Origin of the sequence: Streptosporangium jomthongense, assembly GCF_042650425.1 — a bacterium.
Classification (GTDB): domain Bacteria; phylum Actinomycetota; class Actinomycetes; order Streptosporangiales; family Streptosporangiaceae; genus Streptosporangium.
Map to the genome: position 1 here is coordinate 16479 of NZ_JBHSBC010000036.1, position 26665 is coordinate 43143.

At 71.1% G+C, this 26665-nt stretch carries 24 protein-coding genes; 10 read left to right on the plus strand and 14 right to left on the minus strand.

All coding sequences use genetic code 11. The features are described 5' to 3' along the window. The first annotated feature begins 22 nt into the window (after positions 1-22). Positions 23-205, plus strand: a complete 183-nt coding sequence (locus ACFOYY_RS30730; RefSeq protein WP_352011741.1) for a hypothetical protein — start codon at positions 23-25, stop codon at positions 203-205. A 26-nt stretch (positions 206-231) separates the two neighbouring features. On the opposite strand, the gene ACFOYY_RS30735 is transcribed toward ACFOYY_RS30730, so the two are convergent. The 3 genes from ACFOYY_RS30735 to ACFOYY_RS30745 form a co-directional block, all read right to left on the minus strand. Next, positions 232-2349, minus strand: a complete 2118-nt coding sequence (locus ACFOYY_RS30735; protein ID WP_386194475.1) for a glycoside hydrolase family 65 protein — start codon at positions 2347-2349, stop codon at positions 232-234. Beyond that, on the minus strand, positions 2324-3082 hold the full coding sequence (locus ACFOYY_RS30740) for an HAD family hydrolase (protein WP_386194477.1): 759 nt from the start codon (positions 3080-3082) through the stop codon (positions 2324-2326). Before ACFOYY_RS30740 ends, ACFOYY_RS30735 begins: the two co-directional genes overlap by 26 nt. 115 nt (positions 3083-3197) lie before the next feature. Continuing rightward, complete coding sequence (locus ACFOYY_RS30745; protein ID WP_362776372.1) at positions 3198-3872, minus strand: pyridoxamine 5'-phosphate oxidase family protein; 675 nt, start codon at positions 3870-3872, stop codon at positions 3198-3200. A gap of 447 nt (positions 3873-4319) precedes the next feature. Between ACFOYY_RS30745 and ACFOYY_RS30750 the strand changes: the two genes are divergently transcribed. The 4 genes from ACFOYY_RS30750 (at position 4320) to ACFOYY_RS30765 (ending at position 8507) form a co-directional block, all read left to right on the plus strand. Further along, positions 4320-6638: a heavy metal translocating P-type ATPase gene (locus ACFOYY_RS30750; RefSeq protein WP_386194480.1), complete on the plus strand. Its 2319-nt coding sequence runs from the start codon at positions 4320-4322 to the stop codon at positions 6636-6638. 207 nt (positions 6639-6845) lie between these two features. Beyond that, on the plus strand, positions 6846-7535 hold the full coding sequence (locus ACFOYY_RS30755) for a DUF305 domain-containing protein (RefSeq protein ID WP_386194483.1): 690 nt from the start codon (positions 6846-6848) through the stop codon (positions 7533-7535). Between the two features lie 81 nt (positions 7536-7616). Continuing rightward, a complete protein-coding gene (locus tag ACFOYY_RS30760; RefSeq protein ID WP_362776369.1) occupies positions 7617-7952 on the plus strand; it encodes an ArsR/SmtB family transcription factor in 336 nt (111 codons plus the stop codon). A 9-nt stretch (positions 7953-7961) separates the two neighbouring features. Continuing rightward, on the plus strand, positions 7962-8507 hold the full coding sequence (locus ACFOYY_RS30765; protein ID WP_386194487.1) for a GNAT family N-acetyltransferase: 546 nt from the start codon (positions 7962-7964) through the stop codon (positions 8505-8507). 136 nt (positions 8508-8643) lie between these two features. On the opposite strand, the gene ACFOYY_RS30770 is transcribed toward ACFOYY_RS30765, so the two are convergent. The 5 genes from ACFOYY_RS30770 to ACFOYY_RS30790 form a co-directional block, all read right to left on the minus strand. Further along, the gene (locus tag ACFOYY_RS30770; protein ID WP_386194489.1) at positions 8644-9042 is read right to left on the minus strand and encodes a metalloregulator ArsR/SmtB family transcription factor; all 399 of its coding nucleotides are present in this window, start codon (positions 9040-9042) and stop codon (positions 8644-8646) included. Between the two features lie 371 nt (positions 9043-9413). Continuing rightward, complete coding sequence (locus ACFOYY_RS30775) at positions 9414-10334, minus strand: TauD/TfdA dioxygenase family protein (protein ID WP_386194492.1); 921 nt, start codon at positions 10332-10334, stop codon at positions 9414-9416. Positions 10335-10368: 34 nt separating this feature from the next. Then, positions 10369-10455 (minus strand): putative leader peptide, encoded by an 87-nt coding sequence (locus tag ACFOYY_RS30780; RefSeq protein WP_352012079.1) that lies wholly within the window; start codon positions 10453-10455, stop codon positions 10369-10371. A gap of 128 nt (positions 10456-10583) precedes the next feature. Next, positions 10584-12185 carry a monocarboxylate uptake permease MctP gene (gene mctP / locus ACFOYY_RS30785; protein WP_352011750.1) on the minus strand — a complete coding sequence of 534 codons (1602 nt, stop codon included), beginning with the start codon at positions 12183-12185 and terminating at the stop codon, positions 10584-10586. A gap of 3 nt (positions 12186-12188) precedes the next feature. Further along, on the minus strand, positions 12189-12401 hold the full coding sequence (locus tag ACFOYY_RS30790; protein ID WP_352011751.1) for a DUF3311 domain-containing protein: 213 nt from the start codon (positions 12399-12401) through the stop codon (positions 12189-12191). A gap of 265 nt (positions 12402-12666) precedes the next feature. Here ACFOYY_RS30790 and ACFOYY_RS30795 point away from each other — a divergent pair, with 265 nt between their 5' ends. Continuing rightward, positions 12667-12963 carry a hypothetical protein gene (locus ACFOYY_RS30795; RefSeq protein WP_386194495.1) on the plus strand — a complete coding sequence of 99 codons (297 nt, stop codon included), beginning with the start codon at positions 12667-12669 and terminating at the stop codon, positions 12961-12963. A 76-nt stretch (positions 12964-13039) separates the two neighbouring features. Next, the gene (locus ACFOYY_RS30800; RefSeq protein WP_352011753.1) at positions 13040-13954 is read left to right on the plus strand and encodes an SDR family oxidoreductase; all 915 of its coding nucleotides are present in this window, start codon (positions 13040-13042) and stop codon (positions 13952-13954) included. On the opposite strand, the gene ACFOYY_RS30805 is transcribed toward ACFOYY_RS30800, so the two are convergent. Further along, positions 13951-14907, minus strand: coding sequence for a helix-turn-helix transcriptional regulator (locus tag ACFOYY_RS30805; RefSeq protein ID WP_352011754.1), 957 nt, complete (start codon positions 14905-14907; stop codon positions 13951-13953). The two genes, ACFOYY_RS30800 and ACFOYY_RS30805, sit on opposite strands and share 4 nt — an antisense overlap. 26 nt (positions 14908-14933) lie before the next feature. Further along, on the minus strand, positions 14934-16541 hold the full coding sequence (locus ACFOYY_RS30810) for a CocE/NonD family hydrolase (RefSeq protein WP_386194498.1): 1608 nt from the start codon (positions 16539-16541) through the stop codon (positions 14934-14936). Positions 16542-16850: 309 nt separating this feature from the next. Here ACFOYY_RS30810 and ACFOYY_RS30815 point away from each other — a divergent pair, with 309 nt between their 5' ends. Together ACFOYY_RS30815 and thyX are read left to right on the plus strand one after the other, a co-directional pair. Beyond that, the gene (locus ACFOYY_RS30815) at positions 16851-18995 is read left to right on the plus strand and encodes an anthranilate synthase component I (protein ID WP_386194501.1); all 2145 of its coding nucleotides are present in this window, start codon (positions 16851-16853) and stop codon (positions 18993-18995) included. 220 nt (positions 18996-19215) lie between these two features. Further along, on the plus strand, positions 19216-19941 hold the full coding sequence (gene thyX, locus ACFOYY_RS30820; protein WP_386194503.1) for an FAD-dependent thymidylate synthase: 726 nt from the start codon (positions 19216-19218) through the stop codon (positions 19939-19941). Positions 19942-19955: 14 nt separating this feature from the next. Here thyX and ACFOYY_RS30825 read toward each other — a convergent pair whose 3' ends face one another. The 3 genes from ACFOYY_RS30825 to ACFOYY_RS30835 form a co-directional block, all read right to left on the minus strand. Then, a complete protein-coding gene (locus ACFOYY_RS30825) occupies positions 19956-20558 on the minus strand; it encodes a hypothetical protein (RefSeq protein WP_386194506.1) in 603 nt (200 codons plus the stop codon). Positions 20559-20721: 163 nt separating this feature from the next. Beyond that, positions 20722-21108: a cupin domain-containing protein gene (locus tag ACFOYY_RS30830; RefSeq protein ID WP_386194508.1), complete on the minus strand. Its 387-nt coding sequence runs from the start codon at positions 21106-21108 to the stop codon at positions 20722-20724. Between the two features lie 21 nt (positions 21109-21129). Next, positions 21130-22650, minus strand: a complete 1521-nt coding sequence (locus tag ACFOYY_RS30835) for an MFS transporter (RefSeq protein ID WP_386194510.1) — start codon at positions 22648-22650, stop codon at positions 21130-21132. Between the two features lie 64 nt (positions 22651-22714). Here ACFOYY_RS30835 and ACFOYY_RS30840 point away from each other — a divergent pair, with 64 nt between their 5' ends. Next, positions 22715-23377 carry a TetR/AcrR family transcriptional regulator gene (locus tag ACFOYY_RS30840; RefSeq protein WP_352011761.1) on the plus strand — a complete coding sequence of 221 codons (663 nt, stop codon included), beginning with the start codon at positions 22715-22717 and terminating at the stop codon, positions 23375-23377. 43 nt (positions 23378-23420) lie between these two features. Here the strand turns inward: ACFOYY_RS30840 and ACFOYY_RS30845 are convergent, their stop codons facing one another. After that, positions 23421-26252: a BTAD domain-containing putative transcriptional regulator gene (locus tag ACFOYY_RS30845; RefSeq protein WP_386194513.1), complete on the minus strand. Its 2832-nt coding sequence runs from the start codon at positions 26250-26252 to the stop codon at positions 23421-23423. Between the last annotated feature and the right edge of the window lie 413 nt (positions 26253-26665).

Below are 26665 nucleotides of genomic sequence, written 5' to 3' on the forward strand. Positions count from 1 at the left end.
GTCCTAGGGCCGAAGTGCCCTGGTGGCAGGGCCGGTCGTCGTCGGCTACCTGGTCCTGGTCGAGCCGGCCAAGAAGGTGTTCTCCGCGTTCCCGGAGGGTGGTGGGCCCGCCGTCCGGCGCCGTGGACACGCCCACCACGCGCGGCGCCGGGCGTCCCGGCTCAGCCACACCGGCCCCCTGCCGAGTGGAGCCGCGCGGCCCTGACGGTCACATGCGCTAGCCGGTGGTGCTCAGGGCCTCTCGAACAGAACGGCCACCCCGGCCATCGCCCCCAGATGGACCCCCTCCGCCGTGGTTCCGCCCTGCAGGTCCCGTACGTCGTTGTTCAGCGCCTCGACGAGGAAGGGCTGGGAGGCGCCGGGACGTACGTGGGCGAGGACCCCGGCGTGCACGACCGCACTGAGCGTGGAGCCGTGGCAGGTGCGGGCCAGGTAGTAGTCCACGGTGCGCGCCGCCATCGCGGAATTCCACGTGTGGCCCAGGCCGGTCAGCGCCTCGCCAAGCCCGTCGGAGCCCAGCAGGTGGAACAACATCAGCACGTCGGCCTGTTTGGAGATCTTGTACCGGTTCGGAGTGTCTCCCTCGGCCTCCAGGATGCGATCAAGCCGCCGAATGTCACCATATTTCCTGCGATAGGAGGCCCAATCCAGTTCCTTCAGGGCGTCGTAGCCCTCGAACTGGCTGATCACCCCGTCGTGGAAGTCCACCCGCATCCGTGCGGCCATGGCGGTGAAGCGGTCGACCTCCTCCTGGCTCACCCTTCCGGCTCCGACCAGGGCGATCATGTCCAGGACGCGGCGCATCAGCCAGGCGGTCATCACGTTGGTGTAGGCGTTGTTGTCCACTCCGGGCTCGGCGCGGTCCGGGTAGCCGTCGTGGTACTCGTCGGGCCCCATCACGCCCCGGATGGCGTACCGATCTCCCTCCCGCACGGCGAGGCAGGCGAAGAACCGGGCGATCTCCACCAGCAGCTCGCCGCCGAAGCCGGCCAGGAAGGCGGTGTCCCCGGTGGCCAGGTAGTGCCGCCAGACGTTGTAGGCCACGGCCAGGCCGATATGCCGCTGCAGATGGGAGTGGTCGAGCAGCCAGCGGCCCGATCGGGGGTTCAGGTGCAGGCGGGGGGTCTCCTCCCGGCCGTCGCTGCCGCTCTGCCAGGGGAACATCGCCCCGGTGTACCCGGCTTCACGCGCGGCCCAGCGCGCCTCGGGCAGCCGCCGCCACCGGTAACGCAGCAACGCCTCGGTGACCTCGGGCAAGCGCGGCGCCAGGAAGGGGAAGGCGAACACCTCGTCCCAGAACACGTGTCCCCGGTAGGCCTCGCCGTGCAGGCCGCGAGCGGGAAGCCCGGCGTCGAGTTCGGCCAGGTGCGGGGAGGCCGTCTGCAACAGGTGAAAGATGTACAGGTTGAGGACCTGCTGGACGTCGGCGTCCTCGGCTGTCACGTGAGCCCGCTGCCAGAGCCGATCCCAGGCTCGCGTGTGCCGTCCGAGCAGAGCCTCGAAGGAACCCGCACGTGCCACCGCGGTCCTGGCGGCGCTCTCGCTCCCGGCGATGGCCCGGTCACGGGAGGTGTGCAGGGCGACCACCTTCTCCACGACGATCTCCTGGCCCTCGGCCACCTCCACGGTCCGCTCGTCGCTCACCCACTCCTTCCGGGCGTCGTGTGAGACACCGCCGTCGGCATGGTCGTGTCCTCCGGTCAGGGTGGTGCGGGCGGCCAGGGCGATCTCCACGCGAGAGGTGGCGGTACGCGTCAGCAACCCGATCACCCCGTGGGCGGCGTGCGAGCTGATCGGCACCAGGTGCCGACCGGCCAACCCCTGATAGCGGGCGACCCCGGAGTTGACGACACGCCCGTCCAGAGCGGAGCGGACCCGGAGCGTGCCGCTCCAGTTCTCCGGGACGATCGTCGTCCTCAGGGCGGCCAGGTGCGGATCGTCCATCGAGAGCAGCCGTCGCTGCTCCAGCCGGGTGATCCGTCCCCGGAAGTCGCGGACACGCAGCAGCCGGGTCAGCACTCCCGCACGCATGTCGAGAACGCGGCGGGCGGTGAGGAACTCAACCGTGCCGGGGGCGAACCAGTCGTCATCGTCGACGCGGAAGGTCAGCGGCAGCCAGTTCGGCACGTTGACGAGATCCTCGTTGCCCACCGTACGGCCCGCGACCCGGGAGAAGAGCCGGTCGTAGCAGCCGGCCACGTAGGTGCCGGGATAGCGCACACCGTCGGCGTGCGCCTCCGGTGCGGCTCCACGGGTGGCGAAGTAGCCGTTGCCGAGCGTCGTCAGTGCCTCCCGCAGTCCCTCGGAGGCGGGATCGTCATCGTCATAGATGAGGAGCCAAGGGTTCACCGCTTCTCCCGGCCAGTCGTAGCTCCGCCAGATCGCCGACGACGATGTCGGCTCCCGCCGCCCGTAACGCGTCCCCCGAGCCGTGCCGGTCGACGCCGATGACGAGGCCGAACCCACCCCGCCTGCCCGCCCGCACCCCGGCGAGGGCGTCCTCGACCACCGCCGTCCGCCGCGGCGACACTTCAAGTTCCTCGGCCGCCTTCAGGAACAGCGCGGGGTCGGGCTTTCCGGCCAGTCCCAGCCGAGCTGCCTCGACACCGTCGACTCGGACGTCGAACAGGTGGTCGGCCGCCGCCGCGCGGAGCACCCGCGCGCAGTTACGGCTCGCCGAGACGACGGCCGTACGCACCCCACGACGCCGGAGCTCACGAACGACCTCGACGGTCGAGGGGAAGGCGGCGACACCGTTCCTGTGGATCTCGGCCAGGAAGAAGGCGTCCTTGCGCGCGGCCAGGTCCGCCACCGTTTCCGGGTCCGGCGCGATGCCCCGGGAGCGGAGGAAGTCCTCCACCCCGTCGCGGCGGGATTTGCCGTCGACATGACGCAGATACTCCCCACCGGCGTCGAAGGGCCGGAACCGCCCCCCGGATCGGTCGGCGTACTCACGCAGGAAGGGGTCGAACACCTGTTTCCACGCGGCGGCGTGCACCCCGGCCGTGTCGGTGACGACCCCGTCGGTGTCGAAGACCACCGCGGCGATCCGTCCAAGGTCGACGACCGCGGGCAACGGCATGGCGCACCCCCTCACTCGCACGGTACGGCGGCGCGCGCCGCCGCCATCAGGGCTGACCGATCATTGGAGGATCACGCACGTGGTGGATCACCGGCCACGAGACGGTCGTGCGGCCTCACAGGACGTGCTGGATGCGCCGCCCGCTGATCTCCGCGGGGGTGATCGAGACGTACAGCTCGCGGTCGCCGCCCGCCCACGGCTGGACGCCGGAGGTCTCCGCGTCCGCCTGTTCGTCGCCGGTCACGACGTGGTGGAGACCGCCGCGGATGAGCACGCTCCAGCCCTCTCTGCCGGCCTCGTCGATCCGGTCGACCTGGAAGGCGACCTTGAACTCGGCCCCCTGGACGCCGGTGCGCAGATTGCCGTCGAGCGGGCCGCCGAAGGCCGTGCGGAAGACCACGGCACCGTTGTGCACCGCGTAGTTGACCGGCAGGACCACCGGCCCCTCAGGCTCGTTGAAGGCGACCCTGCCTACGCCGCCGGGAGCGATCAGCCGCAGGCACTCGGCGGGGTCGAGCCTGTTCAGGCGGGGACCCGCGGTGGGGCGGCCCCGGCCGGGAGGCAGATCGACCGTCCCACCGAGCAGTTCGGCGACGCCGACGCCCAGAGCGGTGGCCAGCCTGCGCACGGTCTCGGCCGACGGCGCGGCGGGCGTCTCCTCCAGGTACGCCAGGTACAGGGCGTCGATTTCGGCGTGGTCGGCCAGCTGGTCGCGGGTCAGCCCCAGGTCTTCACGCCGTCTGCTCACCCGGCGGCCCAGGTCTCCCGGGGTCGTCATGTGTCCGGTCATCGAGATCTCCCAGCGAGAAAGGGGCGGACCGCCGCAGGTCCGCCATGCCCTCCATTCCATCGCAGGGAAAAGGAGGAGGTGAGGGCCGGAAGTCCCAGGACGACGGGCCTTTCGGGCCGCTGGGAAGGAGAGGCAGCCGGGTGCAGGATGCGCGGTGACACTCACCGCGCCGGGATTTATGGAGAAACGGGTCCAAAGTCACCAAATAGCAGGTCTGTCGTCTCTGGGTTCCTTCACTCCCGCGTCCGACGCTTGATCTGACCGTGGGCTTGTACATGAGGACTCCTGTCCCGTCGATGCCTCCAGCAGGGCGGACCGGTCGTTGTGAGCCTCTCCGCGGCACCGAGGAACGCGGCACCACGTTCACTGTCCGGTGGCGATCCGGTCCTGGGCCCGTGCGGGCCGGCGGATCCGGGCGAGCCGCTTCGCAGCGGAAAGGCTGAGAACATGCGAAAGTTCGGCGGCACCGCGTTCGTGGTGGTCACCGTGGCCGGGCTGGCGGCCGGGGCCGTGTGCCATCTGGCCGGAGCGGCCCCGGTCGGAGACGCCGTGTGGGCGGCCGTCACGGTGGTGGCCCTGCTTCCCGCGCTCTGGCAGGTGCTGTCGGCGCTGCGCGAGCGCCGGCTGGGCGTGGACGCCATCGCCGTGCTCGCCCTGGCCGGGGCGCTGGCCGTACGGGAGTATTTCGCCGGTGCGGTGATCGGCGTGATGCTGGCCACCGGCCAGGCGCTGGAGGACTACTCCCTGCGCCGGGCCCGCCGTGACCTGACCGGCCTGTACGAACGCGCTCCGCGCTCGGCGCGTCGCTACGAGGACGGGACGCCCCGCCAGGTGGACGTCGGCCTGGTCCGCCCCGGTGACCTGCTGCTGGTCCCCAGTGGTGAGACCGTCCCTGTGGACGGGGTGGTCGCCGCGGGCCTGGCGTCGCTGGACGAGTCGGCGCTGACAGGGGAGGCGCTGCCGGTCGAACGCCCCGCCGGGCAGGGGGTGCGCAGCGGCGTGGTGAACGCCGGTGCCGCCTTCGACCTGCGGGCCACCCGGATCGCGGCCGAAAGCGCCTACGCGGGAGTGGTACGGCTGGCACGGCAGGCCGAGGCGGGCAGCGCTCCCGTGGTGCGGCTCGCCGACCGGTTCGCCGCCTGGTTCCTGCCCGCGACGTTGCTGCTGGCCGGGGGCGCCTGGCTGCTGTCCGGAGATCCCGTCCGGGCGGTCGCGGTCCTGGTCGTCGCCACCCCCTGCCCGCTGTTGCTGGCCGCGCCCGCCGCCATCGCCTCCGGTCTGTCCCGTACGGCGCGTCATGGCGTGGTGGTCAAAGGAGGGGGAGCACTGGAGAGGCTGGGGCAGGCCCGCACGCTTGTCCTGGACAAGACCGGCACGCTGACCGCGGGGTGCCCCGAGGTGGTCGACGTGGTGGCCGCCCCCGGTGCCCAGGCCGACGACGTGCTGCGTCTGGCGGCCGCGCTGGACCAGATGTCCTCCCACGTGCTCGCCGCCGCGATCGTCGACGCCGCTCACGCTCGCGGCCTCACGCTGCCCCAACCAACCGAGGCGCAGGAGAAGCCGGGCACCGGGACCACGGGGTTGGTCGGGGGACGCCGGGTAGAGGTCGGCAAGGCGGCGGCCCGGTCCGATTCCGAATGGGAACGAGCCCAGCGGGCCAGGGCCACGCTGGACGGCGCCATGACCGTCTGGGTCACGGTCGACGGCCGGACGGCCGGGGTGATCCTGCTGCGCGACGCCGTACGGGCCGACGCCGCGCGGACCCTGCGGCGGCTGCGCACCGCCGGGATCGAAAAGGTGATCATGCTCACCGGAGACAGGGCCGAGGTCGCGGAGAGCGTGGGCACGGTGCTCGGCGTCGACCGGGTGCTGTCCGAGCAGACGCCGGTGGCCAAGGTGGAAGCGGTACGGCGGGAGGTGGCCGAGGCGGTGACCGTGATGGTCGGCGACGGGGTCAACGACGCCGCCGTGCTCGCCGCCGCCGACGTCGGGGTGGCCATGGGCGCCCGAGGGTCGGCCGCCTCGGCCCAGGCCGCCGACGTGGTGCTCACCACCGACCACCTGGACCGGCTCGCCGACGCCATGGACGTGGCCCGTCGCTCCCGCCGCATCGCCGTACAGAGCGCCGCCGCGGGGATGGGACTGTCGCTGCTGGCCATGGCTGTGGCCGCGGCCGGAGCACTGCCTCCGGCGGCCGGCGCCCTGCTGCAGGAGGCCATCGACGTCACGGTGATCCTCAACGCGCTGCGGGCGCTGCGTCCCACCAGGGGGACCAGAACGGTGGTCGACGCGGAGACCGAGTCCCTGCTGCGCCGCTTCGAGATGGAGCACTCCTCGCTGAGGCCACCCCTGGAACTGATCCGTGAGACGGCGGACCGGCTCGGCCAGAGCCCCCCGGAGGTGGCTCTCGACCGGCTGCGGGAGGTCCACGACTTCCTCACCGAACGCCTGCTGCCCCACGAACGCGCCGAGGAGAGACGACTGTACCCGGCCATGGGACAGGCCCTGGGCGGTTCGGAGGTCACGATGACCATGAGCAGGGCGCACGCGGAGATCGAACGCCTCATCCGCCGCCTGGACGGTCACCTCGCCCTTGCCGGAGCGGAAGGGCTCCGTCCCGAACAACTCGACGACCTGCGTGCCTGCCTCTACGGCCTGTACGCGGTCCTGGTGCTCCACTTCGACCAGGAGGAGGAGGCCTACTTCTCCCTGACCGCCGCTCCGGACTCCGCGCACCCGGTTTTCTCCTCCCTCCGCTCACCGTGAGCCGAACCGGTTGCTCCTTGGTCTCCTCCAGAACAGGACATAAGTCCCACAAAGGGGTGACATCAGGCGGCTGTGATCAATCGGTCCAGAGCATGGGATGGAGTGGAGGCGGGCCTGCCGCGTTCCCGCACAGGTGGGGCGCCCGCCACCAAGAATCCGTGCCGTCCGGCCGCGCGCCGGATGTGAGAACCCCGTCAGGGGGACGCCATGGCTGCACCGAGTTTTCCCGCCCGCCGCGTAGGTCTCGCGGCTCTGGGCGTCAGCGCCGTTCTGATGGCCTGCGGTGGCCCCGGCGACCTTCATGTCGCGCTCGTCGGGCCGTGGATCGGTGCTCCGGCCGTCTCGTCCACCGGCGTCCTGGCCGAGGAGCACAACGCTCAGGACGTACGCTTCGCCCAGGAGACGATCCTTCACCACCGGCAGACATTGATCATGACCGGGATGGCCGGGACACACACCTCGAACCCCCGGGTCAGGGCATTGGCCGAGCGGATCGGACGGGCCGAGGAAGCCGAGATCGCCCAGCTGACCGCCTGGCTGAGGAACTGGGGAGAACCGGCTCCCGGCCTGGGTCCGTGCATGACGGGACCACCCGGCGGAGGGGACGACGAGCGGGGTCCGTGCAACCGAGGGCCGGAGGACATGGGACCCGGTATGCACCGGGGCCCGCACATGATGGGCTGGACTGACCTGGAAACCCTGGATGAGGCGTCCGGGACCGACTTTGACCGGATATTTCTGGACATGATGGTCTGGCACCATACTGACGCGATCGGCCTGGCCGTGGCCGAGCGGCGAGACGGCCTTTCTCCACGCGCCACGGCACTGGCCGCCTCGATCATCACCCGCCAGAAAGCCGAGCTCGTTCAGATGCGTTCCATGTTCACACGGCTCTGAACGCCGACGACACTTCGCGGCAGAGGCCGGTTGACGGCCATGGTGGCACATCCGTCATTCATCGTATATCGTCGATAGACGATGAATGACGAGAAGAAGTCACTGCCCCGTGCGGAGGCCGAACAGTACGCGAGCTGGTTCAAGGCCCTCGCGGACGCCACCCGCATCCAGATCGTGTCGTTGCTGGCCCGGCGGCGCACGCCGATGAGTGTGGGCGAGATCGTGACCGTGTCCGGGGTGGGGCAGTCGACCGTCTCGCACCACCTGAAGGTTCTGGCCGAGGTGCGGTTCGTGCTGGTCGAACGGCAGGGCACCACCAGCCTGTATCGGATCAACGAGGCATGCGTGAGCTGTTTCCCCACCGCCGCTGACGTGGTGATGGGTAACCCCGTTCCGGCCGTACCGGTTTGTGAGTGAAGGGAACCCATGATGACGCACGAGGAGATCGTCCAGGCAGCCAAGCCCGCCGGGACGGGCCTGGGGATCCGGCCGATGCTCCAGAGTGACGCCGAGCAGGTGCTGGCCATCTACCAGGCGGGCCTGGATACGGGGCAGGCCGGTTTCGAGACGACGGCGCCCTCCTGGGAGGGGTTCACCGCGGGCAAGCTGGCGCACCTGCGGTATGTGGCCGTCGACACCGCGACCGGTCAGGTCGTCGGCTGGGTGGCCGCCTCGCCGGTCTCGGCCCGGCCGGTGTACGCCGGGGTGGTCGAGCACAGCGTCTACGTCCACCCGGGGTGCCAGGCGCACGGCATCGGCCGGGCGCTGCTGGAGGAGTTCATCGCCGCCAGTGAGGACGCCGGGATCTGGACGATCCAGGCCGGGGTCTTCCCTGACAACACCGCCAGCCTCGCCCTGCACGACAGGCTCGGTTTCCGCGTGGTCGGCACCCGCGAACGCGTCGGCCGTCACCGCGGCCTCTGGCGGGACGTGGTCCTGCTGGAACGGCGCAGCGCCGTCACCGGGCAATAAGGCCAGAATGCCTCCGGGGTGGTGGGCGTTCAGGAGATGACGAAGTCGGCGCCCGCTCGTCGCAGGTGGTAGCCCGCCGCCGGCCCGGCTGTCCGGCGCCGACGACCACGACATCCGTCAGACGAGCCGCGTCGGCTCATACGGTGAGCAGTTCCACGTCCACGGGGCCGTTCTGCGCTGCGGCGGGGGTGGCGAGCGGGGTGAACAGCGCGCCCAGCTTGTTCACCGCCTCGGGGATGATCCGGTAGTAGACCCAGGTTCCTCGGCGTTCGCCGTCGATCAGCCCGGCGGTGCGCAACACCTTCAGGTGGTGGGAGATGGTGGGGGCGGTCAGGTCGAAGACGCCGGTCAGATCGCACACGCACGCCTCACCGCCCGCGTGGGAGCCGATCATCGACAGCAGCCGCAGCCGCACCGGGTCGGCCACGGCCTTGAGCAGCGTGGCCAGTTCGGCGGCGTCGGCTTCGCTGAGGGGCTCGCGGGCGATCGGCGCACAGCACTGCGCACCGGTGGAGGCGGGGGCGGTGACGGCCATGGGCGATTCCTTAATTCGATGCTGGTCTAAATTATAGGCGGTGCTAGGCGACCAGCGCGAACACGGCGTACGGCTGTGGCGGGCTCGCCACCCGGGACCCCGGGCGATGGTGGGACATCCGTCGGACACCGGCCTCCCGATGGCTGCCACCTCACAGGTGCCGGGCGTCGGCACCGGCCCCGCGCAGAGTGTTGGAGGAGGAGGGGGCTTGCGCGTGGAACGCCTGAGGCGACGAGAGCCGCCCCTTTTCGCGGCACGAATAAGCCCGCCCGGTGGAGGAGGAGCCGGGCGGGCTTGCTTCGGAGGGGAGGCGGCGAAGTTCTTCGGCGCGCCGTACCCGAGGGGACCGTGCCCCTGTCAGACGGCCCCCGTCAGGCGGCGACGGGCGTGACGGAGGCGATGGGCGAGTAGATCGAGGCGTCGCCGGACAGCACCTCGCTCGGGCGGCCGTCGACGCCCACGGGGACGTCGCCGGCGACGGTGACCCGGTGCAGGCGGCGCGGTTGTGCCCCGAAGTCGTGTACGACCCGGTGCTGGGTCGCCCGGTTGTCCCAGATGGCGACGTCGCCGGGGGACCAGCGCCAGCGGACGGTGTTCTCGACCAGTGTGACCTGCTCCTGGATCAGGCGGATCAGTGAGGCCGACACGTCGTTGGGCAGGCCGATGATCCGTCTGGCGAAGTCACCGAGCAGGATCGAGCGTTCTCCCGTCTCCGGGTGGACGCGGACGACGGGGTGTTCGGTCTCGAAGGAGATGGAGGAGAAGACCTCGGCGTGCCTGCGGGCCTTCTCCGGGTCGTCGGAGGCGTTGACCCGCGCGTAGTCGAACTGGTTGGTGTGGATGGCGCGCAGCCCGTCGATCAGCCTCGCCAGTTCCGAGGGGAGGTTCTCGTAGGCGGCCACCGTGTTGGACCACAGGGTGTCGCCTCCTGAGGGAGGGACGACGACGGCCCGGAGCACCGAGGCCAGTGGCGGACGGTCGACGAACGTGACGTCGGTGTGCCACCGGTCGACCTTCTGCCCGCTGCTGTAGTCCAGGTCGAGGATGGGGAAGTCGTCGTTGAGAGCGGGGACGGTCGGGTGGGCGGTGGTCAGCGGGCCGAGCAGGCGGGCGAAGGCCACCTGGCCGGGTTCGTCGAGGTGTTTCTGACCACGGAAGAAGATCACCTTGTGGCGGAGCAGGGCCGCACGGATCTCCTTGACGACTTCGGCGGGCAGTTCACCACCGAGCCGGACGCCGACTATCTCGGCGCCGATGCGCCCGGCGACGGGGGTGATGACGAGTGACGACATCGTGTCTTCCTTCCAACGAGCCAATGGAACCTTCTCAAGACCGGGTGGAAGGACACAGCGCGCTGGCCACGCGGCAGAGGTCCACGTGACCTCGTGTCGTGAGGTACAGCGGGGAGGTCATGCCCTCACGGTAGGCTTCCTCGCCGATAATGTCAACTAATACGGTAGGAAATTAGGGTTATTGCGGAGGGTCCCGCCGGGTCCGTCCGGCCCATCGGGGACGGACCCGGCGAAAGCCGTATTCGGATGTCAGCCGACGAGGTCGAGATCCTTGACCCGGGGGTCGCCCTCGTCCGCTGTGTAGTGGGCGGGGCTGGTGAGGTCCCCGCCGTCGGCGAGCCTGGCCGCGCGGGCGGCGAGGGTGCCGATCGCGGCGACGAGCAGGTTGACGGCCAGGGCGAGCAGGCCCGCGTAGACCGTCATCCTGGTGTCCAGGCCCAGGTTGCTCAGCGGGAACGCGGATCCGGCGAAGTGCGCCTTGCCGGTCACCGGGTTGCCGATGCTGTAGAGCATGAGCACCCCACAGGTCATGCCCGCGGCCCACCCGGCGACCAGGCCGCCCCGGTGGAACCAGCGGGTGTAGAGACCGAGCCCCACCGCGGGCAGTGTCTGCAGGATGATGACGCCGCCGACGAGCTGGAGGTCGATGGAGAAGCCGGTGTCCATGAACAGGATGAACAGCACCGCGCCGACCTTGACGAGCAGGGACACGATCTTCGAGACTCTGGCCTCGTCCGCGTCGGTCGCGGCGGGCTTCAGGAACTCCCGGTAGATGTTGCGGGTGAACAGGTTCGCCGCGGCGATCGACATGATGGCCGCCGGGACCAGCGCGCCGATGCCGACCGCCGCGTAGGCGACGCCGGTGAACCAGTCGGGGAACATCTGGTCGAACAGCTGCGGGACGATCGTGTTGCTGTCGGGCCTGCCCGCCGTCACGATCGGCTTCACCCCGGCCGCGATCGCCATGTAGCCGAGCAGCGCGATCACGCCGAGCAACAGGCTGTAGGCGGGCAGCGCGGACATGTTGCGCTTGATCACGTCGCGGTTCTTCGACGCGAGCACGCCGGTGACGCTGTGCGGGTAGAGGAACAGCGCCAGTGCCGAGCCCAGAGCCAGCGTGATGTACTGCAGCTGGTTGCCGCCGTTGAGCAGGATGCCGTCACCCGGCGCGGGCGTGGCGGCGAACTTGGCCTCGGCCGCGTCGAAGATCGCATCCCAGCCCCCGAGCTTCAGCGGGATCACGACGAGGGCTGCCAGGATCACGATGTAGATCAGCGAATCCTTGACGAAGGCGATCAGGGCCGGGGCGCGCAGCCCCGACTGGTAGGTGTAGGCGGCGAGGATGGCGAAGGCGATGATGATCGGAAGGTGTCCGGTGACGCCCATCGACTTCAGTACGGCCTCGATGCCGACGAGCTGGAGCGCGATGTAGGGCATGGTCGCCACGATGCCGGTGATCGCGATGAGCAGCGCCAGCGTCGGGGAGCCGAAACGGGCCCTGACGAAGTCGGCGGGCGTCACGAACCCGTGTACGTGCGAGACCGACCAGAGTCTGATCAGCACCAGGAACACGATCGGGTAGGTGATGACCGTGTACGGCATCGCGAAGAAGCCCGTGGCGCCCGCCCCCCACAGCAGGGCGGGCACGGCCACGAAGGTGTAGGCGGTGTAGAGGTCGCCGCCGATGAGGAACCAGGTGACCCACGAGCCGAAGCTCCGGCCGCCGAGTCCCCACTCGTCCAGGCTGGCGAGGTCGTCCGGGCGGCGCCAGCGTGAGGCGACGAACCCCATGACGCTGACGGCCAGGAACAGCACGGTGAAGACGATGATCTCGGTGAGGTGGGCGTTCACGGGTCACCGCCTCCGTTTGGTCATCTGGTAGACGGTCGCGGTGCAGGCGACGCCGAGGGCGACGAAGGCGAGCTGCAACCAGTAGAACCGTGGGAAACCCAGAAACCGGGGGTCGAGGGCGTTGTAGAGAAAGGGCAGCAAAGGCACGACGATCGGAATGATCAGCAGCCGGTTCCACGGGCTGCGATCGCCTCTGTCCTTGTCCGGAGTGGCCAATACGGTCTCCTCGGGGCTGGAGAACGGACAACCGAATGGGGGGTTGACTCCTTCGGCTGACCGGAAGCGTAATTACGTGGTTGTTTCATTGCGGTCACGGAGCGCCGAACGGGGTGCTTTACGCGGCGAACGGTAGGTCGATACCCCGGTGACCGGGGCAAATGTGGAGAATTCGCCCTATCGACCGGAGTATCAGCTTCCTTGACAGGATTAGTGGAGGTATGGCGGTCGGCCGCGTCCGGCGAATTCGCAATAGGCTGGTGCCATGCCGAATTTAGGGCCTACGGAACTGGTCATCATCGGTCTGATCCTCATCCTGTTCTTCGGTGGGATCATCACCGCCCTCGTCCTTCTCGTACGGCGCTCCTCCAGGCCCGCGACGTTTCTGCCGCACTCCGCGCAACCCCCTTCCGCGACTCCGCGTCGCGGCGGCGCCGATCTGGCCTCCCGGGTCCACGACCTCAAGACCTCCGGCCGAGCCGAACAGGCCGTCCTGCTCGTCAGAGGAGAGACCGGTATGACCGAGCCCGACGCGCGGCGCTTCGTCGACGCCGTCGGCTGACCCGACTCCGGCCGCCGCCGGACACGGCGCGAAAACATGACATAAGGTGTCCTGTTTCTTGGGCAGGGTCAGTGGCATGCACACGACACTGCGAGAGAAGGTCGCCCTGGTCGCCGGGGCGACCAGGGGGACGGGCAGGGCCATCGCGACGGCGCTCGGCGAGGCCGGAGCCACGGTCTACTGCACGGGCAGGACGACCCGCGAGCACCGCTCGGAGATGAACCGCCCCGAGACCATCGAGGAGACAGCCGAACTGGTGACGCGGGCCGGCGGCCGGGGCATCGCCGTACAGGTGGACCATCTGGAGTCAGAGCAGGTGCGCGCGCTGGTGGAGCGGATCGACCGTGAGCAGGGCAGGCTCGACCTGCTCGTCAACGACGTCTGGGGCGGCGACCCGCTGGCCGCCTGGGACACCCCGCTCTGGAAGCACTCGCTTGAGGACGGCCTGCGCCTGCTCAGACTGGCGATCGACACCCACGTCATCACCAGCCACCACGCCCTGCCGTTGCTGACCAGGAACCCCGGCGGCCTGGTCGTCGAGGTGACCGACGGAACCGCCGAGTACAACGCCGTCAACTACCGCGTCTCGTTCTTCTACGACCTGGCCAAGGTCTCGGTCAACCGCCTGGCCTTCTCCCAGGCCCACGAACTGAGGCCGTACGGCTGCGCGGCCGTGTCGCTCACACCGGGCTGGCTGCGCTCGGAGATGATGCTTGAGCACTACGGCGTCACCGAGGAGACCTGGCGTGACGCCCTCGTCAGGGAACCGCACTTCGTGATCTCGGAGTCGCCCGCCTACACCGGGCGCGCGGTCGTCGCCCTGGCCGCCGACCCCGACCGGGTCCGCTGGTCGGGACAGTCCCTCTCCAGCGGGCAGCTGGCCCAGGTCTACGGCTTCACCGACGTGGACGGCAGCAGGCCGGACGCCTGGCGCTACATCGTCGAGGTCCAGGACCAGGACAAGCCCGCGGACGCCACCGGCTACCGCTAGACCTGTCGGTCGTACAGGCCGTGCAGCCGGGCGGCGGCCTCGGCCACGCGGGCGCGCAGGGACGGCGGGTCGAGGACCTCGGCCTCCGGGCCGAACCTGAGGATCTGCGCGTAGGCGACCTCCGGGGACTCGACGGGCAGGTGGAGCGTGACCCACCCCCGCTCGTCGGGCTCCCCGGCGGAGGCGAGCGCGTCGTCGAGGGCCGCCGGGTCGGCGAAGACGGGCAGCGCGCGCAGGCCCTCGGGGCTGAGCCGTACGGTCACCCGCGTCTTGAGCAGGGAACGGGCGAACTCGGCGGCGCGCTCGTTCCAGAAGGCGGCCAGGTCGAAGCCGGGATCGCGGGTGAAACACCGATCGGCGTGGACCTCGACCTCGCTGAGCCGCTCGACCCGGTAGATCACCGAACGGGCCGCGACGTACCAGACCCCGGCCTTGAGCACCAGGCCGTACGGTTCCAGGGTCCGCCGGGCGCCCCGGTAGGCGGCCGTCACCGGATGATCGCCCCACACGGCCCTGGCCAGCGGCAGCAGGGACTCCGGCGGCGGCCGGTCACGGGCGAACCAGCCGGGGGCGTCCAGGTGGAAGCGCTGCGCCGCGTCCGCCTGGGCGTCCCGCGCGTCCGCGGGCAGCGCGGCCGACGCCTTCAGGCGCGCCACGGCCCCGACCTCGCCCAGGCCCATCTCGCGCAGCGCCTCGGGCACACCGGACAGGAACAGGGCCTGCGCCTGCGCCCGGTCGAGGCCGGTGAGGCGGGTGCGGTACCCGTCGAGCAGGCGGTAACCGCCACCCCTGCCCCGGTCGGCGTAGACCGGGATCCCGGCCTCGGACAGGGCCAGCACGTCCCGGTGGACGGTCCGCTCGGAGACCTCCAGCTCCTCGGACAGTTCGGCGGCGGTCATCCCGCCACGGGCCTGGAGCAACAGCACCAACGACATCAGCCTGGCCGCGCGCACCCTCCGACCCTAACCCCGCCCCGCTCTCAGCCGGTCACGAGCGGCAGCACGACCGCCGAGGGACGGACGGGGTCGTGGAAGACCTCGTGCAGGCAGGCGACCATCGCGCTGCCGGTACCCAGCGGCTCTCCGGTACCGAGGTTGCGGGCGATGCGGGGGTAGGCGCCGCCCGCGACCTGCAGACGGATGCGGTGACCCCTGCGGAAGCGGTGGCCGACCGGCCACAGGTCGACCAGGACACGGCGCACGCCGTCCACGTCGGGCTGGGGAGAGCCGGGAAGCAGGCGGCGCACGCCGTCGCACACGTCGTAGGAGGTGCCGTCGGGGTGCACGTCGCAGACGCGGACGACCACGTCGGCGTGCTCGGTACTCGTCCTGACGTACAGCTCGGCCCGGACCGGGCCGATCACGTCGGTGTCCTCGCGCAGCTCGGGCCCGGTGTAGACGAGCACGTCACGGCGGGCCTCAAGGCGCCGGTTGTCCCGCGGCTCGGAGTTGCCCAGCAGGACGGGGCCGCCCAGCGCGGGGGTCGGGTGCGCGGGGTCGTAGCGGTAGCGGTCCGGCTCGCCGGAGGAGGGGCTGTCCGGGGAGAGAGCCCGGCCGGGCTGCAGGTGCCAGCGTCGTTCCCGCATGCCGGGAACCGGCCAGTCGGGGTAGTCGCGCCACTCGCCCGCGCCCGTGACGTACAGCCTGACCGGCTGCCGGCGCAGGCCGGAGGGATCGCCGAGCAGGTGCGCCCTGAACCAGGCGAGCGCGTCGGCATTGGCGGCCCTGCCGTGCCGGACGTCGGCGTGGTACCACGGCCCGATCGTCAGCTGGGGGCGTCTGCCCGCGGCCCGCATCGCCGTGTAGTCCTTGATCTGCCACGGCAGGAACACGTCGTACCAGCCGCCGACCATGGTGACGGCGGCCCCGACCTCGCCGACGGAGGCGGAGAAGTCACGTGCCGCCCAGTAGGACCCGGGGTCGGCGTGGTGGGTCAGCAGGTCCTGGAAGAACGGCAGGTCCCGGCCCGCCGACAGCACGTCCATCTCCCCGAGGGGCCGCCCGGACAGCGCCGCCCGCCTGGTCCTGCGCGGCGCGAGGAGGGCGGCGGCACCGCCGAACGGGCCGTCGATCGAGGCGGTCAGCGTGATCCACATCAGCGTGGACTCCAACGCGAACGCCCCGCCCACGTAGGCGGCGTCACGGAACTGGGAGGCGGTCACCGAGGTCGCCATGGCCTTCAGGTCGGGGCCGGCGAACGGGGCGATCGCCCACTGGGCGTAGCCGAGGTAGGAGGGGCCGTGCATCGCGAGGTCGCCGCCGTACCAGGGCTGGGCGCGCAGCCAGGCGAGGGTGGCCAGGCCGTCGTCGTGCTCGTCGCCGAGCGGGTCGAGCAGCCCGCCGGAGCCGAACCCGCCCCGGCAGCTCTGCAGCACGACCTGGAACCCGTGCCGGGCGAACGCCCTGCCGTAGGCGAACCCGAACATCCCCCGCCTGCCGTACGGCGAGCGGACCAGGATCGTCGGCGGGCGCACGGCGCCGACGGGCGCGTAGCGGTCGGCCAGCAGGACGACCCCGTCGGCCATGGGCACGGGCAGATCGCGCTGGATCGTGACCCGGTGCGCGGACCGCGGCCATGTGATCGTCATGCGGCCTCCTCACCTGGCCTTTTACTCGCCGGTAACGAAACTGCCCTCCTCCCTACTGGTAACAGAAGAAGGGGCGTGACGGCTACCCGGCCGCCACGCCGCAGGGGCGGTCACGTTGCATGATCACAGTTTCCGCCGCTAGTCTTGTGGCATGCGACACCCCGAAACCCAGCAGTGGTGGCGCCGCTTCTAGGCGGCGCGGGTTTCGCATTCGCGAGAGCACACAGACGGCCGCCCCGAGTGAGGCGGCCTTTTCTGTGTCAGCCGCCTCTTTGAGGGCCCAGGAGAACCTAGAGGGACGAGGCAGCAGTGGAGACGAGCGGATATACCACCGCGGGGGGCATAGAGGTCGAGGTCACCGCCTCCGACGTGCCCGAGACGATGCTTGAGGATGTCGTCACGACGCTCGGTGAGCGTCGCGGCGGCGTGCTGTCCTCCGGCATGGAGTACCCCGGCCGCTACAGCCGGTGGCATCTCGCCTACGTCGACCCCTGCCTTGAGATCGTGGCCCGGGGACGCAGGATCTCCGCCCGCGCCCTGAACGCCCGCGGCCGGGTCGTGCTGCCCGCCGTCGCCTCCTGCCTGCTCGCCGCGGGCAAGCCGACCGGTGAGCCGACCGCCGACCACGTCGAGGTGTACGTCGCCGAGTCCGAGGACATCCTCCCCGAGGAGATGCGCAGCCGCCGTCCCACCGTCTTCACCGCGATCCGCGAGGTGGTCGCGGCCTTCGCGGGCCAGGACGAGCACCTGGGACTCTACGGCGCCTTCGGCTACGACCTGGCCTTCCAGTTCGAGCCGATCAGGCAGGTGCTCACCCGCGCCAAGGACCAGCGTGACCTCGTGCTGCACCTGCCCGACCGGGTGATGGTCATCGACCGTAAGCGGGAGACCAGCAAGGAGTTCCGCTACGAGTTCACCGTGGACGGCGTCTCGACCAGGGGCCTGCCCCGCGAGGGGGAGAGCGTCCCGCTGCCCCCGGTCCCCACCGAGCTGCCCGCGGACCCGGAGCGGGGCACCTACGCCCAGGTCGTCGCCGCGGCCAAGGAGAAGTTCGTCCGCGGCGACCTGTTCGAGGTCGTGCCCGGCCAGGTCTTCCACTCCTCCTGCACCGACCCGGCCGCCTTCTACCGGACGCTGCGCAAGGTCAACCCGGCGCCGTACGAGTTCCTGTTCAACCTCGGTGAGGACGAGCACCTCGTCGGCGCCTCCCCCGAGATGTACGTCAGGGTCAACGGCGACCGCGTCGAGACCTGCCCCATCTCCGGCACCATCGCGCGCGGCAGCACCCCGATCGAGGACGCCGAGGCGATCCGCACCCTCCTGTCCAGCGTGAAGGAGGAGTCGGAGCTGACGATGTGCACCGACGTCGACCGCAACGACAAGTCCCGTATCTGCGTGCCGGGGACCGTCCAGGTCATCGGCAGGCGCCAGATCGAGATGTACTCGCGGCTCATCCACACCGTGGACCACATCGAGGGACGCCTGCGGCCCGGGTTCGACGCGCTGGACGCCTTCCTCACCCACATGTGGGCCGTCACCGTCACCGGCGCCCCCAAGACCTGGGCGATGCAGTTCATCGAGGACCACGAGGCGACCACCAGGCGCTGGTACGGCGGCGCGGTCGGCTACATCGGCTTCGACGGCTCCATGAACACCGGCCTCACCCTGCGCACCGCGCAGATCCGCGGCGGGGTCGCCACCGTCAGGGCCGGCGCCACGCTGCTGTTCGACTCCGACCCCGAGGCCGAGGAGCGGGAGACCGAGCTCAAGGCGAGCGCACTGCTCGGCGCCCTGGCGGCGGTCAGCGCGGGACAGACCGACCAGGCGGTCGAGGAGCGGGCCCCCGCCGTACGGCCCGGCGAGGGCATGAAGGTGCTGCTCGTCGACCACGAGGACTCCTTCGTCAACACGCTGGCCGACTACTTCCGCCAGCAGGGCGCCGAGGTCGTCACGCTCAGGCACGGGTTCCCGGTGCGGATGATCGACGAGATCGCGCCGTCGCTCGTGGTGCTGTCGCCCGGACCCGGCTGGCCCTCCGACTTCGGCCTGAGCGGGCTCATCGAGGCGCTCTACGAGCGGGACCTGCCGGTCTTCGGCGTCTGCCTCGGCCTGCAGGGCATGGTCGAGCAGGCGGGCGGAAGCCTCGACCTGCTGTCCTACCCCGAGCACGGCAAGCGGGGCAGGGTCAGGAGGCTCGGTGAGAGCGCGCTGCTCGACGGCCTGCCCGAGGAGTTCACCGCCGCCCGCTACCACTCGCTGCACGCCAAGCAGCCGGGAGTCGCGGGCTTCACCGCGACCGCCCTCACCCCGGACGGCGCGGTGATGGCGATCGAGGACGTGGCCAGGCGGCGCTTCGCCGTACAGTTCCACCCCGAGTCGATCCTCACCGCGGAGGGCGGCGCCGGGGCGAGGATCATCGCCAACGTGCTGGAACTCTGCAGGGCCTCGCACTGAGGAGACGCCGGATCGCACGGGAGGGCCGTGAGGCGCCGCTCCCGGTGTGAGGCCGGTGTCGGGCCACGGGCGGATCGGTGCCGGTTCGCCCGTGGTCGCCCCGTGGCCGCCCCGTGGCCGCTTCGCGGCCGGGTTCGGGAAACGCGCGCCGCGTCTGTGGTCTTCTGGGGCCGCCGGTAGGGTTGAGCCGCCCCAACCCCGACGCAGGAGGTCTTCGCCCGTGGACGACAGCAGGCCCCGTTTCCTCGACGACGTCACCGTCGAACTGGTCAAGCACAGCGCCTCGGACTCCGACGTGCTCTGGGCGGCCCGGGTGTCCACCGCGGGGGAGCAGTCCATCGAGGAGATCGACAAGGACCCCGAGCGCTCGAAGGGCCTGATCAACTTCCTGATGCGCGACCGTCACGGCACCCCTTTCGAGCACAACTCCATGACCTTCCTGGTCAGGGCGCCGATCTTCGTCTTCCGTGAGTTCCAGCGCCACAGGGTCGGATGGTCGTACAACGAGGAGAGCGGGAGATATCGGGAGCTCCAGCCTGACTTCTACGTTCCCGGTCCCCAGCGCAGGCTGGTGCAGGAGGGGCGCCCCGGCAAGTACGTCTTCGTCGAGGGCACCGAGGAGCAGCACAAGATCGCCACAGAGGCGATGGAGACGGCCTACCGGCGGTCCTACGAGGCCTACCAGGAGATGCTGGAGGCCGGGATCGCCCGCGAGGTGGCCAGGGCCGTGCTGCCGGTCGGCCTGTTCTCCTCGATGTACGCCACGTGCAACGCCCGCTCGCTGATGCACTTCCTGTCGCTGCGCACCAAGAGTGAGCAGGCCAAGGTGCCGTCGTTCCCGCAGCGGGAGATCGAGATGGTCGCCGAGCGGATGGAGGCGGCCTGGGCGGGGCTGATGCCCCTGACCCACGCCGCCTTCGTGACCAACGGCCGGGTCGCCCCGTAGGGGTCTGCCGGGTCTCAGTGCGTGGAGGCCCGGTAGAGGTAGAACCCGAAGGACCAGTAGCCGCTGTTGTCCCCGGGGTTGGGGTCGTTGACGCCGAACAGCAGCCGGACGGGCGGCCCCGACCAGACCGTGCAGCCGCCGAACGCGGTCGCCTGGTGGATCGGCCCCACCCAGCCGCCGGGGTCGTTGTTGAACCGCAGGATCGCCGAGTACTCCAGCGACCCCGGGTACGGCCAGCCGGTGCTCGGCGCCGGGACGCCGTTGCCGTCCGGCGGGTAGCTCGGCCCCCAGGGCCAGCTGTCGAACTTGACCTTGTAGTAGCTGGACGACAGCAGGAGGAAGACGTCGCCGTCCTGGAGGAGGTTGGGCGGGTTGCTTCCCTGGGGGATGCCCCCGCCGCCGTTGCCGTAGACCCTGAAGTCGCCGATGCCGAAGTCGGCCGACTCGCTGCGCCGGCAGGCGGCCAGGGCGCCCGCGGTGTCGGCGTGCGCGACCTGTGGTGCGGCGGGTACGGCGGCCAGGGGGACGAGCGCCAGCGCGGCGGAGGCCAGCGCCCTGCCGACGCGGGATCCGCGGGGCCGGGTGCCGGTGTGACGTGACGATCCGGACGGGGACATGGCGACCCTTTCGAGGACGACGAGGACGGGACGCCCGGCCGGGGGCGTGCCCGGAGGCCCGCCAGAGGCGGCCGGTCGTGTCCTGAGGATCCGGCCGGGTCCGTCCCCGGGAGAAGGGGGAGGCCATATGTCCGTACAAGGCCGTACAGCCTCCCGGTCGCGTTCATCCCCGGCGTTTCTCCAGGAGGGTGCCACGGCGCAGGGTGACGGACATCAGGTCGCTGGGGCCGTCGAGTTCCAGGCGGTGCCAGCGGCCACGCGGGACGACGAAGGCGGTTCCCGCGGTGAGCGTGACCGCCGTCTCGCGCTGTTCCCGGTCCTGCGGCCGCAGGTAGAGCCGGGCGCCGCCGCTCAGCACGCACACCGCCTCGTCGGCGGCCGGGTGCATCTCCCAGTGGTCGGCGTGGACGTCCTCGTCGGTCTCGACGTGGAAGGCGGCGACGGTCCAGCCGCCGGAGTCGCCGGTCATCCGCCGTGGTCCGGGCAGGACCGTCCCGTCGTCGTCGAGGTGGATGCCGATGGAGAACATGTCGATGGGCGTGGTGTTCACGGTGAGGTCGCCTTTCTGTGGTTATTCGTGGGTTCCGGCTGTGGCCACGGCCTCCGGCGGAGCCGTGGCCCGCAGGGGGTTCGTGGCCTCCAGAGGGGCCTCCGGCGGGGTCTCCGGCGGGGTCTCGGGGGCGGGCCTGACCGTACGGCCGCGCCTGGGCAGCACCGTCACGGCGACGGCGACCGCGGCGGCCAGCAGGACGCCGGAGACGGCCAGGCCGAGGGAGTAGCCCGAGGTGACGGCGGCGGGGGTGGTGCCCGTTCCGGTACGGCCCGCCGCGACGGTGGTCAGGGCGGCCAGGCCCACGGAGCCGCCGAGCTGCCTTGAGCTGTTGAGCAGTCCGGAGGCCATGCCCGCCTCGTGTGGCGCGACGCCCGCCGTTCCCGCGGCGGCCAGCGGGGCGAAGCACATGCCGAGGCCGACGCTGGTGACCAGCGAGGGGCCGAGGACGTCCACGGCGAAGTTTCCCGAGGGGTCGATCAGGCTGAACCAGCCGAAGCCGATCGCGGCGAGCACGCCACCGGGGATCAGCAGGGCGCGGGGAGCGTGCCGGGCGGAGACCCCGGTGGCGATGACGGTTCCCACCACCGTGCCGAAGGTGAAGGGCAGGAACGCCAGGCCGGTCGCGGTCGCGCTCATGCGCAGCACGCCCTGCATGTAGAGGGAGACGAAGTAGAAGGCGGCGAACATGCCCGCGCCCGCCAGGAAGATGAACAGGTTGGCCCCGGCGATCGAACGGTTCCGCAGCAGGCCGAGCCGGATCATCGGGGTTCTCGGGCCCCTGGACCGTGCGGTCTCGACCAGGACGAACACGGCCAGCAGCGCGACGGCCGCCGCGAGCGTGCCCAGCGTGACCGCCGAGGTCCAGCCCTCCTCGCTCGCGCGGACGACGCCGAGGACCAGCAGGGTCACCCCGCAGGTGCCGAGGAACGCGCCGAGCAGGTCGGGACGCTCCCCCTGGGCCCGGCGCCGGTCGGCGGGGACGGACGCCACGGTGAGCGCCAGCGCGGCCACCACGACGGGCACGTTGACCAGCATCACCCAGCGCCATCCCACGTGGTCGGTCAGCAGGCCTCCGGCGAGCACTCCCGTGGCTCCGCCGGCGGCGTTGACCGCGCTCCACACCCCCAGCGCCCTGGTACGGCCCGGGCCTTCGGGGAAGGTCGTGGTCAGTGTCGCCAGTGCGGCGGGGACCAGTGCCGCGGCGGCCAGGCCCTGGACCGCGCGGGCGGCCACCAGCAGGTCCGCCGACTGGGCCAGTCCTCCGGCCAGGGAGGACAGGCCGAACAGGCCGAGGCCCGCGCAGAGGAGTCCGCGTCTGCCGTACAGGTCGGACATCCTGCCGCCGAGCAGCAGCAGGCCGCCGAAGGCCAGCGTGTAGGCGTGGACGACCCACTGCAGCCGGGCGGCGCCGAAGCCCAGGTCGGCGCGGATCGCGGGCAGTGCGACATTGACGATCGAGATGTCGAGGGCCGCCATGAACTGCGCGGCGGCCACCGCCGTCAGTATCAGCCCGGGGCGGCCGATGCCTTTTTTATACATGTATAAAAACTAGCCCGGCCGGGACGCGGGCGTCAACGCCACGGGGTGGGCCATCATGGATCCCATGTCACAGTCGGTTCCGCAACGCCCGCGGGTGGGCAGACCACCACGGATCTCCCGGGAGGAGGTCCTGGCCGCCGCCCGCAGGATCGTCGAGGAGGGCGGCGTGGGAAGCCTGACGATGCGGCGGCTGGCCGCGGAGGTCGGCAGCACGCCGATGGCGCTCTACCACCACGTCAAGGACAAGGAGGAGCTGCTGCTGCTGCTCCTGGACGACTACGCCGCGGGACTGGCGCGCCCGGCACTGCCGGAGGAGCCCAGGGAACGGCTGGTCACCGCCGCGCTGGCGATGCACGACGCGCTCGCCGGATGCCCGTGGGTCGTCGAGGTCCTCGTCGCCGACGACCTGATGTCCGACGCCGGGCTCTGGTACGCGGAGCACATCGTCGAGGCGGCCGTGGCCTGCGGTCTCACCCCGGAACAGGCCGTTCACGCCTACCGGTCCGTCTGGTACTACACCGCCGGGGAGATCATCATCAGGGCGGCGGGGCGCAGGCGCGCCGCCGAGGACCGGCCGACCCACCGCGAACGGGTCTTCGCCGACCTGGACCGGGAGGCGCTGCCCAGACTGGCGTCGATCGGCGGCCGGTGGACCGCGCTCACCGCGGAGGACACCTACCGCCAGGGGCTCGAAGCCCTCGTCGGGGGACTGCTCCCACGCGCGTAGGCCGCCGGGGGCCGCGTACTCGGGCTGGGTGCCGGAACGATCCTCAGCCGCCTCGGCCGCGGGTCGTCGGAGGGACGCCACACCTGGCCGCCAGGCGTTCCTCCAGACGGGCGTGCCGGAACTGGTACACCGCGCCCACCTGGCGCAACACCCCCCGCCGGTGCGCGTCGTCGAGGAAGCGCATGAGGTGGAGCGGGATGTGCCCCCGGGCGGCCAGCCAGAGCCGGACGACGGTGAAGGCGCCCCACGCGCGGGCGAGGCCGACCGTGAGTCCCCCCGCGAGGCCGAACAGCGCGCCCACCGTCAGGGCGTTGGCGAGGCTGGGCGCGCGGGAGAAGATCAGTCCGCCGACCACGGTTCCGGCGAGCCCGTACGCCGCACCGCCGAGGTTGCCCAGCAGGAAACGGCCCAGCAGTCCCGACGCCAGGCCTGCGGCGCAGGCGAGCCCGAGGTCGAAGGTTCCCCCCAGGACGGGGACGAACCGGATCTCGCGCGTGAAGGCGAAGGCCACGGTGTAGAACAGCCCCAGCGACGCCATGAAGGACAGGGTGAACGCCCAGGTGGCGATTCGGTCGTTGCGCAGCACGAGGGGCGGGCTGGAAACGCGGTTGACGTCGACCGGGGTGGCCAGCCAGACGTGCAGGCCGACGCCGACACCGAAGACGGTGGCGAGCAGGCCGATCATCTCCGCGGACAACGACCAGCCGAGGCCGAGGCTGACCCCGATCACCACTCCGATCCCGAAGCGCCCCAGGAATCTCGTCGCGGTGCTGCGAAAGTGCAGCTCCACCCGCAGCGGCCCCGGACGCCGCCCCAGCGTGTGGACGCCGCAGCCCGCCGCCGCGAAGAACAGCCCGTAGACCAGTCCGATCAGCGGGCCGCCCGCGAGCCACCCGGTGATCCAGAACAGCAGGGCGGCGGGCATGCCGAGCAGCAGGCCGCCGACGGGCCTCGGCACGGCGCGGTCGAGCCGCCACCAGGCGAGGTCGTGGGTGCGGGTCCGGTTCAGGTGCCGGGCGAGGAAGGCCAGCCACCGTTCGGCGTGGTCGACGTCGTAGGCACGCGCGGGCACGGGCCGCTCGTGCCGCAGGGGCGGCTCCGGCCAGGACGCGTAGACGGCCGGCAGGTAGGCGTCCAGCAGGTGCCCCTCTATCGCGGCCCGATCGCCGAACCGGGCCGGGTCGCACAGCTCGGCGGGCACGGTCGACGGATGAGCGTAGGCCGTACGGGCGAGATCGATCATCAGGGGGGTGCGCAGTGACTGGGCGAGCGCGCCGCCCGGGCGCCGCCGCAGGTGGTCGATCACGGGCTGCCAACGCTCCTCACCCACCCGCCTGCGCGCGGTGAGGAAGTCGACGGCGTCTTCGAGGGCGACGGGCTCGATCTCCACGACCGCCGCGCGCGCGAGGATCGCGCCCGCCTGGTCCGCCGCCAGCTCGTACTCCTCGCTACGGCAGGTCACCACCAGGGGCCGGTCACCCGCCACGGCCCTGTCGAGGGCGTCGATGGCCGCCGCGCGCAGGCCGGGCGGTATCTCGTCGAGGCCGTCGAGCACGGGCAGGACCCGACTCTCGACCACCAGCCGCGTCGCCGCGTCCCGTCCGTAGACGGCGGTGTTCGCCAGCCCGGGGTACTCCTGGACGAGCATGCGGGCGAGCCAGCGGTGTATGTGCTCCCGGTGCGGGTTCCACGAGGCCAGCGAGAACAGCACCGGCACCGGCTCGCCGGGCCGGTGGTCCGCGAGCAGACCGAGGGTGAACAGGATCGCCAGCACCGACTTGCCCGCGCCGGGACCGCCCAGCACCACCAGTTGGCGCGCGGGCACCTGCCGGAACCTGGCGAACAGGTCGGTGAGGCCACCGCTCGGCATCGGCCGGTCCGGGTCCTCGGCCGATCGGCCGTACGGCGGTGCGGCGGCCACCGCCGCCACCTGACGCCTGGTCTCCGACCATCTCAGCGGCACCGGTTCCGGCCGGTTCAGCGAGCGCACCTCGGCCTCGGCCGTCCACTGCCGGGTGATCACCATGACCAGCTCCTGCACCGCCCGGTCGAGACGGGGCGGCTCCGGGGCGGCGGGCCCCGGTCGCGGAGCCGGCGCGGATCCCGGCTCCCGCACGGCGGATACGGGCGGGGAGAGGTCCACCTCGCCGCGCAGGACACGTTCGTACAGCTCACGGACCTCGGCCCCGGGGTCGACGCCGAGTTCCTCGGCGAGCCTTTCCCGCAGCCGGTGGAACACCTCTATCGCCTCGGCCTGCCTGCCGCAGCGGGTCAACGCGAGCATCAGTTGCGCGTGCGGCCTTTCCCGCAGCGGGTGCTCGGTGACGAGCTCCACCAGCTCGTCCGCGACCTCACGGTGCTCACCCAGCGCCAGTTGCCAGTCCACGCACTGTTCGAGCGCGTCGAGCCGCTGCTCGTCGAGCCGCCTGGCGCGGGCGGTCAGCGCGGCGGTGCCCAGGCCGTCGAGCGCGGGGCCGCGCCACAGCCGCAGCGCCGAGCGCATCTCCAGTACGGCCTCCGCCGGCTCGCCGGCCGCCGCGAGCACACGCGCGGTGGCGATCCGGCGGGTGAAGCAGAGCAGGTCCAGTTGGTCCTCGGTCACGGCCACGCGGTATCCCCGGCCGTCGGTGGCGATGACCTGGCATTCGGTGTCCCCGAGACGCCCCCGCAACGCCGAGACACAGTTCTGGATCTGCTTGGTCGCCGTCGCGGGCGGCTCGTCGTCCCAGGTCGCCTCGACCAGCTTCGACACCGGTACCACGGCGCCGGGCGTCAGCAGCAGCATCGCGAGCACCCGCTGGTGCCGGGTGCTGGGCAGGGTCACCCTGTTCTGGCCGTCCCAGACTTCCAATGTCCCGAGTACGAGAAATTTCATCTCAATGATTTCCCCCCAAAACCGATGCTATCTGGCCAATTAGCGGCCGGGAGTGATTTCGAAGGACGCCGTGATGACGGCGCGATGACGCCGTGAGGACGGTCTCCGCCACGGTGGAGTCGTCCGGTTCGCACGCCGGACGACGGAAAGAGGCGAGAAGTCGTGGATCGCGAAAGGAGAATGCCCATGGCCTGAATCTCGCGGCGAGAACCGCTCACGGTGACCGTGACATCGGCGGTGGTCCGGCCAAGGACGGACGCCACCGCCGGCGCTCCGCGCGGAAGATCCCTTCACCGGATCGTCCTCTCCTCCCCTCGGGTGAAGTTCGACGGGGACCACCGAACTGTCCTTACGGGGATCGAGGGCGCCTCACCGCACGACGGAGCGCTGCGTTGGAACTCCCTGCTTTCTTC